9 protein-coding genes, 1 other RNA gene and 6 pseudogenes are annotated in these 14346 nt (G+C 68.8%); 5 read left to right on the top strand and 11 right to left on the bottom strand.

All coding sequences use genetic code 11. From position 1 onward, the window contains the following. The first annotated feature begins 3 nt into the window (after positions 1–3). The 4 genes and pseudogenes from ubiE (at position 4) to DPM13_RS02565 (ending at position 5055) form a co-directional block, all read left to right on the top strand. A pseudogene (gene ubiE / locus DPM13_RS02580) lies at positions 4–778 on the top strand (bifunctional demethylmenaquinone methyltransferase/2-methoxy-6-polyprenyl-1,4-benzoquinol methylase UbiE). Between the two features lies 1 nt (position 779). Then, positions 780–2303 (top strand): annotated as a pseudogene (locus DPM13_RS02575) (ABC1 kinase family protein). Between the two features lie 77 nt (positions 2304–2380). Next, positions 2381–3184, top strand: a complete 804-nt coding sequence (locus DPM13_RS02570) for a TIGR00282 family metallophosphoesterase (RefSeq protein ID WP_189654820.1) — start codon at positions 2381–2383, stop codon at positions 3182–3184. Between the two features lie 96 nt (positions 3185–3280). Next, positions 3281–5055 (top strand): annotated as a pseudogene (locus DPM13_RS02565) (SLC13 family permease). 6 nt (positions 5056–5061) lie between these two features. Here DPM13_RS02565 and DPM13_RS02560 read toward each other — a convergent pair. The 3 genes and pseudogenes from DPM13_RS02560 to DPM13_RS02550 all read right to left on the bottom strand — a co-directional run bounded on the left by DPM13_RS02560 (position 5062) and on the right by DPM13_RS02550 (position 6991). After that, positions 5062–5889, bottom strand: coding sequence for a lysophospholipid acyltransferase family protein (locus DPM13_RS02560; RefSeq protein ID WP_112887397.1), 828 nt, complete (start codon positions 5887–5889; stop codon positions 5062–5064). Further along, positions 5886–6667 (bottom strand): annotated as a pseudogene (locus tag DPM13_RS02555) (GNAT family N-acetyltransferase). Before DPM13_RS02555 ends, DPM13_RS02560 begins: the two are co-directional and overlap by 4 nt. A 147-nt stretch (positions 6668–6814) precedes the next feature. Beyond that, positions 6815–6991 carry a DUF3553 domain-containing protein gene (locus tag DPM13_RS02550; RefSeq protein ID WP_080620675.1) on the bottom strand — a complete coding sequence of 59 codons (177 nt, stop codon included), beginning with the start codon at positions 6989–6991 and terminating at the stop codon, positions 6815–6817. Positions 6992–7027: 36 nt separating this feature from the next. On the opposite strand from DPM13_RS02550, the gene DPM13_RS02545 reads away from it, so the two are divergent. Then, on the top strand, positions 7028–7687 hold the full coding sequence (locus DPM13_RS02545) for a histidine phosphotransferase family protein (protein ID WP_051577664.1): 660 nt from the start codon (positions 7028–7030) through the stop codon (positions 7685–7687). Here the strand turns inward: DPM13_RS02545 and DPM13_RS02540 are convergent. The 8 genes and pseudogenes from DPM13_RS02540 to DPM13_RS02505 form a co-directional block, all read right to left on the bottom strand. Further along, positions 7684–7899: a hypothetical protein gene (locus DPM13_RS02540; protein ID WP_112887396.1), complete on the bottom strand. Its 216-nt coding sequence runs from the start codon at positions 7897–7899 to the stop codon at positions 7684–7686. The genes DPM13_RS02545 and DPM13_RS02540 overlap by 4 nt on opposite strands. Before the next feature lie 81 nt (positions 7900–7980). Beyond that, positions 7981–8607 (bottom strand): hypothetical protein, encoded by a 627-nt coding sequence (locus DPM13_RS02535; RefSeq protein ID WP_112887395.1) that lies wholly within the window; start codon positions 8605–8607, stop codon positions 7981–7983. Further along, positions 8604–9874: pseudogene (locus DPM13_RS02530) on the bottom strand (glutamate-5-semialdehyde dehydrogenase). Before DPM13_RS02530 ends, DPM13_RS02535 begins: the two are co-directional and overlap by 4 nt. Positions 9875–9956: 82 nt before the next feature. Next, positions 9957–10310, bottom strand: a transfer-messenger RNA (tmRNA) gene (ssrA, locus tag DPM13_RS02525). A 158-nt stretch (positions 10311–10468) separates the two neighbouring features. Continuing rightward, positions 10469–11524, bottom strand: coding sequence for an ABC transporter substrate-binding protein (locus DPM13_RS02520; RefSeq protein ID WP_112887394.1), 1056 nt, complete (start codon positions 11522–11524; stop codon positions 10469–10471). 87 nt (positions 11525–11611) lie between these two features. Further along, positions 11612–12520 (bottom strand): polyphosphate kinase 2, encoded by a 909-nt coding sequence (gene ppk2 / locus DPM13_RS02515; RefSeq protein WP_112887393.1) that lies wholly within the window; start codon positions 12518–12520, stop codon positions 11612–11614. Further along, the gene (locus DPM13_RS02510; RefSeq protein WP_028717832.1) at positions 12521–13447 is read right to left on the bottom strand and encodes a homoserine O-succinyltransferase; all 927 of its coding nucleotides are present in this window, start codon (positions 13445–13447) and stop codon (positions 12521–12523) included. It abuts the gene before it with no gap. Next, positions 13447–14316: pseudogene (locus DPM13_RS02505) on the bottom strand (ATPase). Before DPM13_RS02505 ends, DPM13_RS02510 begins: the two are co-directional and overlap by 1 nt. Between the last annotated feature and the right edge of the window lie 30 nt (positions 14317–14346).

The raw sequence follows: 14346 nt of genomic DNA, 5'->3' as shown, positions 1-14346 counted from the left end.
ACGATGACCGACAGCCCGCGCCCCGAACCGAACGGCGATTCCCAGGCCGAGACCCATTTCGGCTTTCGCACCGTGGCCGAAAAGGACAAGGCCGGGCTGGTCCATGGCGTGTTTTCGCGCGTCGCCTCGCGCTACGATGTGATGAACGACCTGATGAGCGCGGGCATCCACCGGGTCTGGAAGACCGCGATGATGGACTGGCTGGCGCCGCGGGACGGCCAGCACCTGCTGGACGTGGCGGGGGGCACGGGCGACATCGCCTTCCGGTTTCTGGGGCGCGCCTCGGGCGCGCGCGTCACCGTCTGCGACATGACCGAATCGATGCTGGTCGAGGGGCGCAAGCGGGCCGAGGCCGACCGCCTGTCCGACCGCCTGGCCTGGGTCCGGGCGACGCGATGGCGCTGCCCTTCGCCGACGACAGCTCGACCGCTACACGATCAGCTTTGGCATCCGCAACGTCACCCGCATCCCCGACGCCCTGGCCGAGGCGCGCCGCGTGCTGAAGCCCGGCGGCCGCCTGATGGTGCTGGAATTCAGCCAGATGCCGGTGCCCATGCTGCAATGGCTCTATGACCGCTATTCCTTCAACGTCATTCCGGCGCTGGGGCAGGTGGTGGCGAACGACCGCGACAGCTATCAGTATCTGGTCGAATCGATCCGCAAGTTCCCCGACCAGCAGACCTTCGCCGACATGATCCGGCGCGCGGGCTTTGGCCGGGTGCAGTACCGCAACCTGTCGATGGGCATCGCCGCGCTGCATTCGGGATGGAAGATCTGACATGCGCGGCCCGCACAACATCTGGCGCCTGATCCGCACTGGCGCCACCTTCGAGCGCACGGGCGCCATGTCGGTGGCGCTTGACGCGATGAGGCGCCCGCGCGGGTGCGGCTGGCCGCGCGCGTCCGGGCTGGCCCTTTGCATGGCTCGGCTATCCGGGCGACCCGGACCTGCCGCCGTTCACGCGCGCGATCACCGCGCTGGGGCCGGCCTATATCAAGTTCGGCCAGATTCTCTCGACGCGGCCGGACGTGGTCGGCCCCGAACTCGCCGGCCAGCTTTCGATGCTGCAGGACAGGCTGCCGCCCTTTCCTCAGGCGGATGCGATGCGCATCGTGGCCGAGGATCTGGGCCTGCCGGTCGCGGCGCTGTTTTCGGAATTCTCGCCCCCCGTGGCCGCGGCCTCGATCGCCCAGGTCCACCATGCCAAGCGTGCCGATACCGGGGCCGAGGTCGCTGTCAAGGTGCTGCGCCCCTCGGTCGAGGCGGGGTTCCGCCGCGACATCGACGCCTTCCACTTCGCCGCCGGCATGATCGAGCGGCTGTCGCCCGGCGCCCGCCGCCTGCGCCCGCGCGACGTGGTCAGCCATTTCGAATCCGTGGTCATCGGCGAACTTGACCTGCGGCGCGAGGCGGCGAACGCGTCCGAGTTCCGGGAAAACACCCAGGGCGACACGGGCATCCGCGTGCCCGACCCGCACTGGATGCTCAGCGGGCGGCGGGTGCTGACCAGCGACTGGGCCGAGGGCATCCCGATGGGCGACATCGCGGCGCTTCAGGCGGCGGGCCACGACCTGCCGGCCCTGGGCGCGCGGGTGCTGCAGATGTTCCTGCGCCACGCGCTGCGCGACGGCTATTTCCACGCCGACATGCACCAGGGCAACCTGAAGGTCGCGGCGGACGGCGACATCATCGTCTATGACTTCGGCATCATGGGCGAAATCGACGATACACCCGCCGCGTCTATGCCGGATCGTGTTGCTTTTCCAGCGCCCTCATGCGCGTGGCGCGGGTGCATTTCGAGGCGGGCTATGTCCCCCGCGACCGCGACATGGCCGCCTTTGCCCGCGCGCTCCGCGCGGTGGGCGAGCCGATCTTCGGCGCCGATGCCAGCCGCATCAGCATGGCGAACCTGCTGGCTTATCTCTTCGAGGTGACGGAGCGCTTCGGCATGGCGACCCGGACCGAACTGATCCTGCTGCAACGCACCATGGTCGTGGTCGAGGGCGTCGCCCGCAGCCTGGACCCGCAGATCAACATGTGGGAAGTCGCCCGGCCGGTGGTCGAGACCTATATCCGCGACAACCTGGGCCCCCGCGCCGCGCTCCGCGACCTGGGCCGCTCGGCCCAGGTGCTGGCCCGCTTTGCCCCGCTGCTGCCCGAATTCCTGGAACGCCGCATGCCCGAACTGCTGCGCGAGCGGCCCGAGCCGCGCCGCGAACGCCGACGGGGCTTTGCCTGCGGCATCGCGGTCGGGGCGGGGATCGCGCTGGCATCGGCGCTGATTGGCGCATGGCTGGCCTGAGGCCGAAGCTGGGACGTGCCTCGTTTGAAGTACGATCCTTGGACGCTGCCCCGCTTTCGCGCCTCTTGGGGACGTGATTGTGCCGCCTTGGCGCGCGGCAAAGCCTTTGGAGTGGCCTTCAGCTCAGCCGTTGCCCCACGCTGCTTCACCACGCGAACGTCGAATACGCCTCGGGCTGGATGGGCTGCGGGCATCATGCCCGGCTGATCCTGGAAGCCGGCGCCGACTGCATCACCCTGGGCGACCATGCCTTCGACCAGAAGGAGATGCTGTCCTTCATCGAGACCGAGCCCCGCATCATCCGGCCGCTGAACTATTCCAAGGCCGCGCCGGGCCGGGGCGCGCGCGTCTTCGACGCGACGCGCGGGCGCAAGGTGCTGGTCGCGCAGGTGCTGGGCCAGGTCTTCATGAAGCGGCCCTTCGACGACCCGTTCTCGGCCATCGAGACCGTGCTCAAGGCCCATCCGCTGGGCGGGCTGGTGCAGGCCTCGGTCGTGGACATCCATGCCGAGGCGACCAGCGAGAAGATGGCCGTCGGGCATTTCTGCGACGGTCGCGCCAGCCTGGTCGTCGGTACCCACACCCATGTGCCGACCGCCGATGCGATGATCCTGTCGCGCGGCACCGCCTATCAGTCCGACGCCGGCATGTGCGGCGACTATGACAGCGTCATCGGCATGGACAAGGCCGAGCCGCTGCGCCGCTTCATCACGGGCATGTCCAGCGAACGCTTCACCCCCGCCGAGGGCGAGGCGACGCTGGCGGGCGTCCTTGTCACCACCGACGACCGCAGCGGACGCGCCACCGCGATCCAGGCGGTGCGCGACGGCGGGCGGCTGTCGCAGACGCATCCCCCGACACAGCCCGGGGCCGACGCATAGAAGAAAGCCCTCTTTCCCTTGCGGCGGCGCAGAAAATCATTCTATCAGCGACCGACAGGCCCGTGATTTCGAGGCCGCCAGGGGACAGAGCCAATCATGCTGGGTTTCGAACTGACAGGGACCAACGCGGCCATCGCCATGCTGGTCATCATCACCGTCATGTTCATCGAGTTCATCCGCGAACGACACCCGCCCGAAGTGGTGGCCATCGCCACGGCGGGGGTGATGATGGTGCTGGGTCTGCTGCCGATCAAGGATGCGGGCAGCGTGCTGTCGAACGCGGCGCCCTGGACCATCGCCTTCATGTTCATCATCATGGGCGGGCTCTTGCGCACCGGCGCGCTGGAAATCATGTCGCGGCTGGTCACGTCCCACGTCTCGACCCATCCCCGGGCGACGCTCTGCGGGCTGTTCGGCTTTGTCATCGTGGCCTCGGCGGTGATGAACAACACGCCCGTCGTGGCGGTGATGATCCCGATCTGCATCCAGCTTGCGCTGCGGCTGGGCACGTTCCCATCGAAACTGCTGATCCCGCTCAGCTATTTCACCATCCTGGGCGGCATGACACGATGTGGCACCTCGACCAACCTGCTGGTCGATGGCGTCGCGCGCGAAGCGGGCATGACCCCGTTCACGATCTTCGAGATCGCCCCCGTGGGTATCGCCATCACCCTGGCCGGGATCGCCTATTTCGCCCTGATCGGCTGGCGCCTGCTGCCCGAACGGACCTCGCTGGCCGGATTCCTCGGCACCCGGCGCGAGATGAAATACTTCACCGAGGTCGCCATTCCCCAGGACAGCAGCCTGGTCGGCATGAACGTCGGCGAGGTGCCGCTGTTCAAGCGCGACGCCGTGCGGCTGATCGACGTGCTGCGCGGCGACGCCTCGTTGCGCCGCAACATGGCCGAGGTGGTGCTGGAGCCCGGCGACCGGGTGGTGCTGCGCTCTGAAATGGCCGACCTGCTGGAAATGCAGGCCCACAAGGACCTGCAGATGGTCGACAAGCTCAGCTCGGTCGCGACCGAGACGGTCGAGGTGCTGATCTCGCCCGGGGCGCGGATGATCGGGCGGCGCCTGGGCGACCTGCGCCTGCGCCGCCGCTATGGCGTCTATGTCCTGGCCGCGCACGCCGCAGCCAGAACATCGGCCGCCAGCTCGACGATCTCGAGGTGCGGGTGGGCGACACGCTGCTGCTGGAGGGCGCGCCCGAGGATATCGCCCGCCTGGCCGCCGACATGGACCTGGTCGATGTCTCGCGCCCCTCGGCGCGGCCCTTCCGCCGCACCAAGGCGCCCATCGCGGTCGCCTGCCTGCTGGCGGTGGTGACGCTGGCCTCGTTCGACGTGGCGCCGATCATGGCACTGGCCTTCCTGGCCTCGGCCGTGGTGCTGATCACCCGCTGCGTCGATGCCGAAGAGGCGTTTTCCTTTGTCGATGCCCGGCTGATGGCGATGATCTTTGCCATGCTGGCGGTCGGCGAGGCGCTGGAGCACACCGGCACGGTGACGCTGGTGGTCGATTTCGTCGCGCCCTGGCTGCGCGGCCTGCCGCCCTTCGCCACCCTGACCGCGGTCTATTTCCTGGGCCTGGTCATGACCGAGATCCTGTCGAACAATGCCGTGGCGGTCCTGCTGACGCCGGTCGCCATCGCGCTGGCCCAGTCGCTGGGCCACGATCCGCGCGCCTATGTCGTCGCCGTCATGTTCTCGGCCACGGTCGCCTTCGCGACGCCCATCGGCTATCAGACCCACCTGATGGTCTATGGCCCCGGCGGCTACAAGTTCAGCGATTTCGTCAAGGTGGGCGTGCCGCTGGACATCATCTGCGGCATCGTGGCCTGCCTGACGATCCCGCTGTTCTGGCCGCTGTAAAGCCCGTCAGGCGGACAGGCCCGAGCGGACGGCGGCCTCGGCCTTGGCCGCCAGGGTCTTGCGCGTCTCTCCGGCCACGGGGATCGGGTCGTGCAGCACCACGCTGACGCGGCCCTGGCGCGGCTGGGCCAGGACCGCCAGCAGATGCGTTCCCAGCGCCATGTCGCCGTACCAGCCGTAAAAGCGCGGGTCGCGCCCGGGCGGCGCATGATAGATCACCGTCATCGGCTGCACCGCCAGCGTCCGGGGCAGGTCGGGGTCCAGGAAGCCCTGGAACAGCGTCGGCTTGAAGGGCAGGACGCGGCGGCCGTCCGTGCTGGTGCCTTCGGGAAAGAACAGCAGCCGGTGGCCGGCACGGGTGCGGGCGCAGAACTCCTGCGCCTGGGCCTGCGCCAGGCGCGGGTCGCGCGCGACGAAATGCGTGTCGGTTACGCGGGTCAGGATGTTGATGCCGGGCCAGCCCGCCACCTCGGCCTTGGAAACGAAGAACACCGGCATGGCCGCGTTCATCACGAAGATGTCCAGCCAGCTGGCATGGTTCGCGACCACCGCGCCGGGGCCGCGCATCGGCCGCCCCCGAACCTCGCAGCGCAGGCCCATGAGCCACAGGCAGATGCGGCAGACGATCTGGACATGGGGACCCGTCACCGGGCGGCGCGGACCGGCCAGCAGCCGTTCCCCCGCGCGCAGGGGCAGGATCAGCACGACCCCGATCAGCAGGACCGACAGGATCGCCATGCCCCGCGTCGCGACCAGAAGCCAGCCCAGGGGACCGGGCCGAGGAACCGCGGGGGCGCCGTCGTCGCGCCAGGTGCCGGGATGGGATTGGGTCATTCGGTCAGGCCGCGCGCCTCGTAAAAGCGGCGGTGCCTGGCCGACATCGCGGCGGTGTCCACCATCAGGAAGACGTCGGTGGTGTTGAAGGCATGGTCCAGGAACGCGCCCTCGCCGACGACGCCGCCCAGCCGCAGATAGGCCTTGATCAGCGGCGGCATCCCGGCCATCGCGGCGCGCCGGTCCAGCCTCGCCTCGGGCACCAGGTCCATGCGCTGGTATCCCTCGGGGCGGGCGCGGGGGCGCATCCCCTCGGGGGCCAGGTGGTGGCGATAAAGCCAGGACAGCGGCTGCGCCAGCAGCCCCGCATCGGTCCCGTGGAACGGGCGACGCCGAACAGCACCTCGACCTGCCGGTCCAGCACATATTCGGCCAGGGCCGACCACAGCAGGAACATGCCGCTGCCGCCCCGGAAATCCGGCGCCATGCAGGACCGGCCCAGTTCCAGCACGCGCCGGCCGCTGCGGCGCAGGGGCGAAAGGTCGTATTCCCCGTCGCAATAGAAGCGATCGTTCCCGCCGATGCGGTCGCCGGGCAGCAGACGATAGACGCCCACGACATGCTCCAGATCCGATTCCGGGCGGCGGCGGTCCACCAGCACCAGGTGATCGACCACCGGGTCGAAGGCGTCGCGCTCCAGCCGGTTTTCATGGTCCACCAGGTCGCCGTCCGCGCCCAGTTCCTCGACGAAGACGCGATAGCGCAGCCGCTGGGCCGACAGCAGATCGGCCTCGCGCCGGGCTAGCCGGGTTTCGAAATACGCGCCTTCTGGCATCATCGCAAAGCGTCACACCTGCTGTCCGGGGTCGGCCCCGTGTCTAGGCGGGACAGAGCGGCAATGCAACCGGACCCTGCGTCGGGGCGGGGCAGGCAGCCTGCCGGGAATTGACACAAGCTAAAGTTGCAATATGATCAAATTGTATACTCAGGGGCGAAGCGTGACCAGTTCAAGACTGACATGGCGACCATCCACGACCTGCTTGCCGGCATTGTCGAAATTCACGGTGATGCGGTCGCCGATGCGCGACTGCACCTGGCCGGTTCCCCATTCGGGCGCGCCGGGGTGGCGCACGATCATGCCCGGCTCAAGGATCTCGTTCATCGCGGCCCCTTTCCTGCTCAATTAGGCTAGTCACTCATGGACGACATTACAATCCGCCGCTCCGAGGATCATCCGGGGGTCGAGGCCGAGCGCCTTGCCGCGCTGGTCGGTTCGCGTCTCTGCCACGATCTCGTCTCGCCGCTCGGGGCCATCGGCAACGGGCTCGAGCTTCTGCAGCTGTCCGGCGATTTTCCGGGCATCGCCAAAAGCGCCGAAATGCAGCTTGTCGCCGAAAGCGTGCAGGCGGCGCGGGCGCGCATCCGCTGGTTCCGCATGGCCTTCGGCCACGCCGCCCCCGACCAGCGCATCGCGCTGACGGAACTGGCCGGGCTTCTGGGCGATGCCGACAAGGCGGGGCGCATCCGGGTCAGGCTGGACGCGCCGGGCGACCTGCCCCGGACCGAGGCGCGGATGATCCTGCTGGCGTTCATGTGCCTGGAAACCGCCATGCCCTGGGGCGGCAGCGTGCTGATCTGCCGCGGCGCGCGCGGCTGGCGGCTGGTCGCGGAATCGTCCCGCGTCAAGTCCGACCCGGCGCTCTGGGCCTGGCTCGACCGGGCGGCGGCCGCCCCGCGCGCCCTGACCGAGCCCGCGCCCTCCGAGGTGCAGTTCGCCCTGCTGGCCGCCTTTGCGCGCCAGGCCAATCGCCCGCTTGCCTGGGAACTGGACGAGACGGGCGGCGAGATTTCCTTCTAGGACGCCAGCGCGCGCTCGATCCGGCCCGCCCAGGCCCTGGGGGCCTCGGGCGTGCCGTCCAGCAGCTGCAGCAGCGCGGCGATGCCCTGCTCGCGGTCCGCGGCAACAAGGCAGCCCGGCGTCCAGCCGCAGGCGGGGGGCGGCTGTCCGGGCCAGTTCGGCCAGGACCGGCAGGGCGCGGGCGCCGTGGCGCGCGGCCCCGGCCAGGGCAAGGCTCAGCCGGTACCGGGCCGAGTTGCAGCTCGCCCGGCGGTGCAGGTCGCGCAGCGCCGCCCCGTCGATCCGGTCCGCGATCACCATCTCGGCGATGCGGCCGACGCGGCCCGCCTCGCCCAGGACGCCGCTGGCCGGGTGGCCGCCATGCGGCAGGGCGACGCCGGCATGGCGGGCGCCTTCAGCACATGGCGCACATGATCGGCATCGGCGATCGCCGGGTCATAAAGCACAATTCCTCCAAGCCGCGGGTCGCCTTGGGACTGGGGCAGGGGCATGGGCTGGCCGATGCGGCGGAACTTGTCGTGCCGCCCGGGGTCCCAGGGGGCGACGGCGGGATCGATGCAGTATTGCGGCGACACGACCATGGCCCGGACCCCGTGGCAGGCCGCCGAATACAGCAGCGCGCCATAGCCGCCCATGGAAAAGCCGCTCAGGCAGACCTCGGCATAGCCCACCGTGGCCCGGCGCAACGCGGCGGCCAGCGCCGGGCTGGCGGGCGACAGGAACCAGTCGCGCCGCGCGGTCTGCACGACCAGCGCGTCCAGCCCCAGCCGCGCGGCGAAATGCGGGGCTGCGGCGGGCTCGAACCCCGCCATCCGCTCGCGCCCCGGCTCAAAGCAGACCACCGCCCGCCGGCTGCCGGCGGGCCCCGGGAACAGCGTCACCCGATGGTGCGCGTCCCCATGCAGCAGGCGCTGCGTCACGCGCGGATGCTGCCGTCGCCGGTGACCAGATACTTGAAGCTGGTCAGTTGCTCGGCGCCCACGGGGCCGCGCGCATGCATCTTGCCCGTGGCGATGCCGATCTCCGCGCCCATCCCGAATTCGCCGCCGTCCGCGAACTGGGTCGAGGCGTTGCGCATCAGGATGGCGCTGTCCAGGCCCTTGAAGAAGCGCTCGGCGGTGGCGTCGTTTTCCGTCAGGATCGATTCCGTGTGCCCCGAGCCGTGGCGGCGGATATGGGCGATCGCCCCCTCGACGCCATCGACCAGGGTCGCGGCGATGATCTTGTCCAGGAACTCCTGCCCGAAATCGTCGGGCTGGGCGGGGACGGTGCCCGGAACCGAGCCAGTTCGCCCCCGGCCCGGACCTCGACGCCGGCGTCCAGCAGGTCCTGGATCAGCACGGGCCCGTGCTCGGCATAAAAGCGGCGGTCGATCAGCAGGCACTCGGCCGCGCCGCAGATGCCGGTGCGCCGGGTCTTGGCGTTCAGGACGACGCGCCGCGCCTTGGCCAGATCCGCATCGCCGTCGGCATAGACGTGGCAGATCCCCTCCAGATGGGCAAAGACCGGGACCCGCGCCTCGCGCTGCACCAGCCCCACCAGCCCCTTGCCGCCGCGCGGCACGATCACGTCGATCAGCCCCTGGGCGCGCAGCAGGGCGGCCACCGCCGCACGGTCGCGCGTGGGCACGATCTGGACCGCCGCCTCGGGCAGGCCGGCCTGGGTCAGGCCCCGCACCAGCGCCGCATGGATCGCGGCCGAACTGTGCAGGCTTTCCGAGCCGCCGCGCAGGATGACCGCGTTCCCGGCCTTCAGCGCCAGACCCGCCGCATCCGCGGTGACGTTCGGCCGGCTTTCATAGATCACCCCGATGACGCCCAGGGGGGTGGCCACGCGCCGGATGTGCAGCCCGTTCGGCCGGTCCCATTCCGCCAGCACCCGGCCCACCGGATCGGCCTTCTCGGCCACGGCGCGCAGCCCCTCGGCCATGGCGCGGACCCGCGCCGGGTCCAGTTTCAACCGGTCCAGCATGGCCGGGCTCAGCCCCTTTTCGCGGGCGAAATCCATGTCCAGCGTGTTGGCGTCCAGGATCGCGTCCTCGGACTCGCGCAGCGCCTCGGCGGCGCCGATCAGCGCGGCATGCTTGCGCTCGGCGCTGGCCTCGGCCAGGGCCAGGGCGGCATTGCGCGCCCGCGCGCCCAGCTCCGCGATCAGCGCATCCGCGTCGGAGGTGGTCAGGTCTTTCATGGCAACATTCCCTTGCATGGCCACGGAGATAGGGCCGAACGCGGAAAATTGCCAGAAGATAAGGCGAGCAAGGAGAGGGGAAGGTGCAGGATTCTGTTGCCAGGCTCCTGCGGGCCCCGCCTTACGCTGCTAGGCGCAAGGGCTTAGTTTTCGGTTACCCGAGCTGCTTACGCAGCCAGAGCGACCGGAGCACGGTTGTCGTTGGCAACTGTACATATCGCACCGATAACGGTGGTAGCTCACCGGGACAAAGCAAACAGCTTTAGACGTTCGTCGATCCTGTTTCGACCCCAGGTGCCCCCAACGAGGGAGTTTGGTGGAGTCGCCGGGTACCGCCCCCGGGTCCGATCCGCTTATTACCTGCGCGTTTATGTCCATAGTCCGGGCGAACCCGGACGCTTCGAATATAGGCGGCGCCATCGCGGGGCGCAAGAGAGGGGAACGCCGTTCCCCTCTTGTCCCGCCTTGCGGGCCAATTCACCCCTTGGGGTATTTCTCGAACGGTGAAAGCCGAAGCGGCGCGCCCGGCCTTCACCGTTTTCCAAATACCCAGGCGGCCGTGCCGCCGGCGCGGCGGCTGCGCGGTGCGGGGCGTCAGAACCCGGCCTTGATCTTCTCGAACTCGGCCAGCTGCTTCTCGCGCTGCTCGGGGTCGTTCGGGGTCTGGGCCAGGATCGGGGCGTCGACCGGGGACAGGCCCTCCTTCACCGCGGGCTCGTCCCTGATCGTGTCCATCGCGACGGTCGAGGTGTGGCCGTAGCCGATCGTGTCCAGAAGCCCCTTGGCCGCCGGCGGGGCAAGCCAGGCGTTGATGAAGTCATAGGCCTTGTCTTCGTTGCCCGGCCCGTTCTTGAGGTTGATGAAGCCGCAGAAGAAGGTCGAGGAGCCCTCTTTCGGAGCGCGCTGGAAGCCGACCGGGAAGCCGTCGTTCTTCAGCAGCACCACGCCGTCGTTCCAGGACCAGGCCACGTCCACCGCGCCCGAAGCCATCAGCTGCGCCTGTTCGGACGGGTCGGCCCAGTAGGCGGCGACGTTCTGGTGCGCCTGGCGCAGCCAGTCGGCGGCGGCCTTGAACTGCTCGTCGGTGACCTTGGTCCAGTCCGCGGTGCCCGTCGCCAGATAGGCCAGCGCCCAGACGTCGTCCGCCGAATCGGGCAGGCTGGTGCGGCCCTGGTATTTCGGGTCGATGAAGACGTTCAGGCTGGCCACGTCCTCGGCCGGCACGGTGTCCTTGTTGTAGGCGATGGCGGTCGCGCCCCAGTCGGTCGGGATGTACCAGACCCCGGTGTCGTCCTTGAAGATCGGCGAATGCAGGAAGCTGGGGTCGATGGTCGAAAAGGCGGGAATGCGCGACACGTCCCAGGGCTCGATCAGCCCGGCGTCGCGATATTTCGACACCATCTGCGAACAGGGATGCGCCACGTCCGCCTTGAAGCCCGATGCGAGCTTCTGATAGGCCTCGTCGTCATCGCCGTAGAAGGCGAAGGTGGGGCTGTCGCCGTATTTGTCGACATAGCCCTGGAAGATCACCGGCTCCTCGAATCCCGCCCAGTCGAAGACGGTCAGCTCGGGGTCGGCGGCAAGGGCGGGGACGGCAAGCACGCTGCCCGAAAGCAGCAGCGCGGCAGCGGAGGAGCGCAGGAGTGTCATCTGTGTCCTTTGGGTATGGGTGTGGCCTGATCCGGGCAGGCTAGCCGCCCCCCGGTCCTGCCGCAAGCCGTGGCCGCGCAGGGTCTGTCAGCCGGCCAGCATCTCGGGCCCGCCCAGGATGGCGGGATCGGGCCGGCCGATCACCGCATCGTCGCGGCCGGCAAAATCCACCGCATGCAGGATCGCCTGGATCGCCGCGATCCGCGCCCGCCGCTTGTCGTCGGCGCGGATCACCGTCCAGGGCGCGATGCCCGAATGGCTGCGCGTCAGCGTGTCGCGGATGGCGGCGGTATAGTCGTCCCATTTCGCCAGCCCGTCCACGTCGATCGCGCTCAGCTTCCACTGCTTCAGCGGGTCGCGTTCGCGTTGCAGGAAGCGGTTCAGCTGTTCGGCCCGGCTGACGTTCAGCCACAGCTTGACCAGGATGATGCCGTCGTCGACCAGGACATTCTCGAACAGCGGCAGCTGGCGGAAGAAGGTCTCGCGCTGCGCATCGCTCGAAAAGCCGAAGACGCGCTCGACCACGCTGCGGTTGTACCAGCTGCGGTCGAACAGCGCGATTTCGCCCCGGCCCGGCAGCCAGTCGACATAGCGCTGGAAATACCATTGCCCCGCCTCGCGCTCGTTGGGCCTGGGCAGCGCCACGATATAGGCCGAGCGCGGGTTCAGGTTCTCGCGCACGCGCTCGATGGTGCCGCCCTTGCCGGCGGCGTCGCGGCCCTCGAAGATCACCACCAGCCGCTTGCCGGTGTGGATCACGTCGCGCATCAGTCGCACCAGCTGCAGTTGCAGCGCCGCCATATGCGCGTCGTAGTCGCGCGACTTCAGCACCGCGTCATAGGGGTAGGGCGGGTCCAGGATGGCGTCGCCCTTGGCCGCCAGCACCGCCTTGCGCACCGGCTGCGGCGCCGCCTCCTCAAGATAGCGCGAGATGGCGCCGACGAAGGGCAGGTCGGGATGGTCCTGGGTCAGGGCCTTGCTGTCCTTGCGTGCCATTCAGCCCTCTCCGATGCGGGTGATGTCGTACCAGGTCGTCTGGTAGATCTCGTTGATCCAGTTGCCGTAAAGCAGATGGGCATGGCTGCGCCAGCGGTTTGTCGGGGCCTGGGACGGGTCGTCGTCGGGGTAATAGTTCACCGGCACGTCGATGGGCTTTCCGGCCAGCACGTCGCGGTCGTATTCGTCCTTCAGCGTCGTGCTATCGTATTCGAAATGGTTGAAGACATAAAGCGCCCGGTGCGCGGGATCCTCCAGCAGGCAGGGCCCGACCTGGTCCGAGGCGATCAGCGTGCGCAGCCCCGGGCAGGCGTCCACCTCGGCCTGGCGCACCTCGGTCCAGCGGCTGACGGGGACCAGCACGTCGTCGGAAAAGCCGCGCAGATAGGGGCTGGACGGCGCCAGGTTGCGGTGCCGGAAGCAGCCGAAGGCCTTTTGCGCCAGCAGGTGCTTTTCCAGCCCGTGAAAATACCACGCCATCGCCATGCCGCCCCAGCACACGCCGAAGGTCGAATGCACATGCGTCCGGGTCCATTCGAAGACCCGCGTCAATTCGTCCCAGTAGGTCACCTGGTCGAAGGGCAGGTGCTCGATCGGCGCGCCCGTGATGATGAGCCCGTCGAACTTTTCGCCGGTCGCCTCGACCTCGCTGAAGCGGCGGTAGAAGCTTTGCAGGTGGTCGGCGGCGGTGTTGCGGCTTTCGTGGTCCGACATGCGGATCAGCTGGAAGTCGATCTGCAGGGGCGTCGCGCCGATCAGCCGGGCGAACTGGTTCTCGGTCTGGATCTTCTTGGGCATCAGGTTCAGCAGCCCGATGCGCAGGGGGCGGATGTCCTGGGTCGCCGCACGCCCCGGCGACATGACCATGACGCCTTCGTTCGACAGGATGTCGAAGGCGGGCAGGTCATTCGGAAGGGTAATGGGCATCATGCGTCCTTTCTGTCGATAGCGTCGCCGATCAGCCCGATCAGGTCCTCGGGGCTCCTGACCCCGGCGACCTCCTCGGCCAGCAGCGTCACGCCGCGCCGCGCCATCGCGGCATACCGGGGCTGGCGATGGGCCAGGGCGCGGGCATAGGTCCAGCGGATGAATGCGTCGGGATTGACCTCGTCCTCGGCCAGGCCCTTCTCGACGCGATAGGCGGTCCAGGCCCGGTCCAGGAAATCGGGCTGATAGTACATGGGCTTGGGCGCGCGGTCGAAACGGCGCACCAGCTCCTCGGTATGCGCGTCCGAGCCCTTGATCCAGACCAGCAGCAGGTCGCGTGCCAGCGCGTCCAGCACGGGGTCGGTCGCGGCGAAGGGGTCCACCACCTCGCAGACCGAGCCGCCCGAATCGCAGACGAAATGCGCCAGCCCGTAGATGTCCTGCGCCCGCCGGATGAAATGGCCGCTGTCCAGCAGCGCCGCGATCTCGGCCATGCGGTGCTGGTCCTGGCGGCGCATGTATTCCTGGAACGGCAGCCCGCCCCGCGTCTCGCTGCCGGGCTTGCCCAGATAGGTGGACAGCGGCGCCAGGTTTTCAAAGGTGATGTTGCTGGCGATATAGACCGAATCCGACAGCAAGAGCCAGCTGAAGGATCTCTACGGCACCTTCATCGCCAGTGCCGGCGTCCAGCAGGTGTTCGGCGTCACGACCTCCAGACCGCGGACGATGCGGTGATCGACCGAGTATGGACCAGCGCCCGAGCCGCGCAGCATCGAGGCCAGATGCGTCTTGCCCAGGCCCGACATGCCAAAGAAAAGCACCCGCTTGCGCGGCGCCGCCAGCCATTCGGCCTGGGTGTTGTAAAGCATGGGCCATCCTCTCCTGGGGGCAGGGGACAG

This window comes from Paracoccus mutanolyticus, from assembly GCF_003285265.1.
Classification (GTDB): Bacteria; Pseudomonadota; Alphaproteobacteria; order Rhodobacterales; family Rhodobacteraceae; genus Paracoccus; species Paracoccus yeei.
The sequence above is the reverse complement of the archived record's forward strand: the minus strand, read 5'-3'. Positions and strand labels throughout refer to the sequence as shown.

Excerpts from the sequence above, each read along its gene's own strand:
- DPM13_RS02560 (WP_112887397.1), bottom strand. The coding sequence starts at position 5,889 with ATGACCCAATCCCATCCCGGCACCTGGCGCGACGACGGCGCCCCCGCG.
- DPM13_RS02550 (WP_080620675.1), bottom strand. The coding sequence starts at position 6,991 with ATGAACGAGATCCTTGAGCCGGGCATGATCGTGCGCCACCCCGGCGCG.
- DPM13_RS02545 (WP_051577664.1), top strand. The coding sequence starts at position 7,028 with ATGGACGACATTACAATCCGCCGCTCCGAGGATCATCCGGGGGTCGAG.
- DPM13_RS02520 (WP_112887394.1), bottom strand. The coding sequence starts at position 11,524 with ATGACACTCCTGCGCTCCTCCGCTGCCGCGCTGCTGCTTTCGGGCAGC.
- ppk2 (WP_112887393.1), bottom strand. The coding sequence starts at position 12,520 with ATGGCACGCAAGGACAGCAAGGCCCTGACCCAGGACCATCCCGACCTG.
- DPM13_RS02510 (WP_028717832.1), bottom strand. The coding sequence starts at position 13,447 with ATGCCCATTACCCTTCCGAATGACCTGCCCGCCTTCGACATCCTGTCG.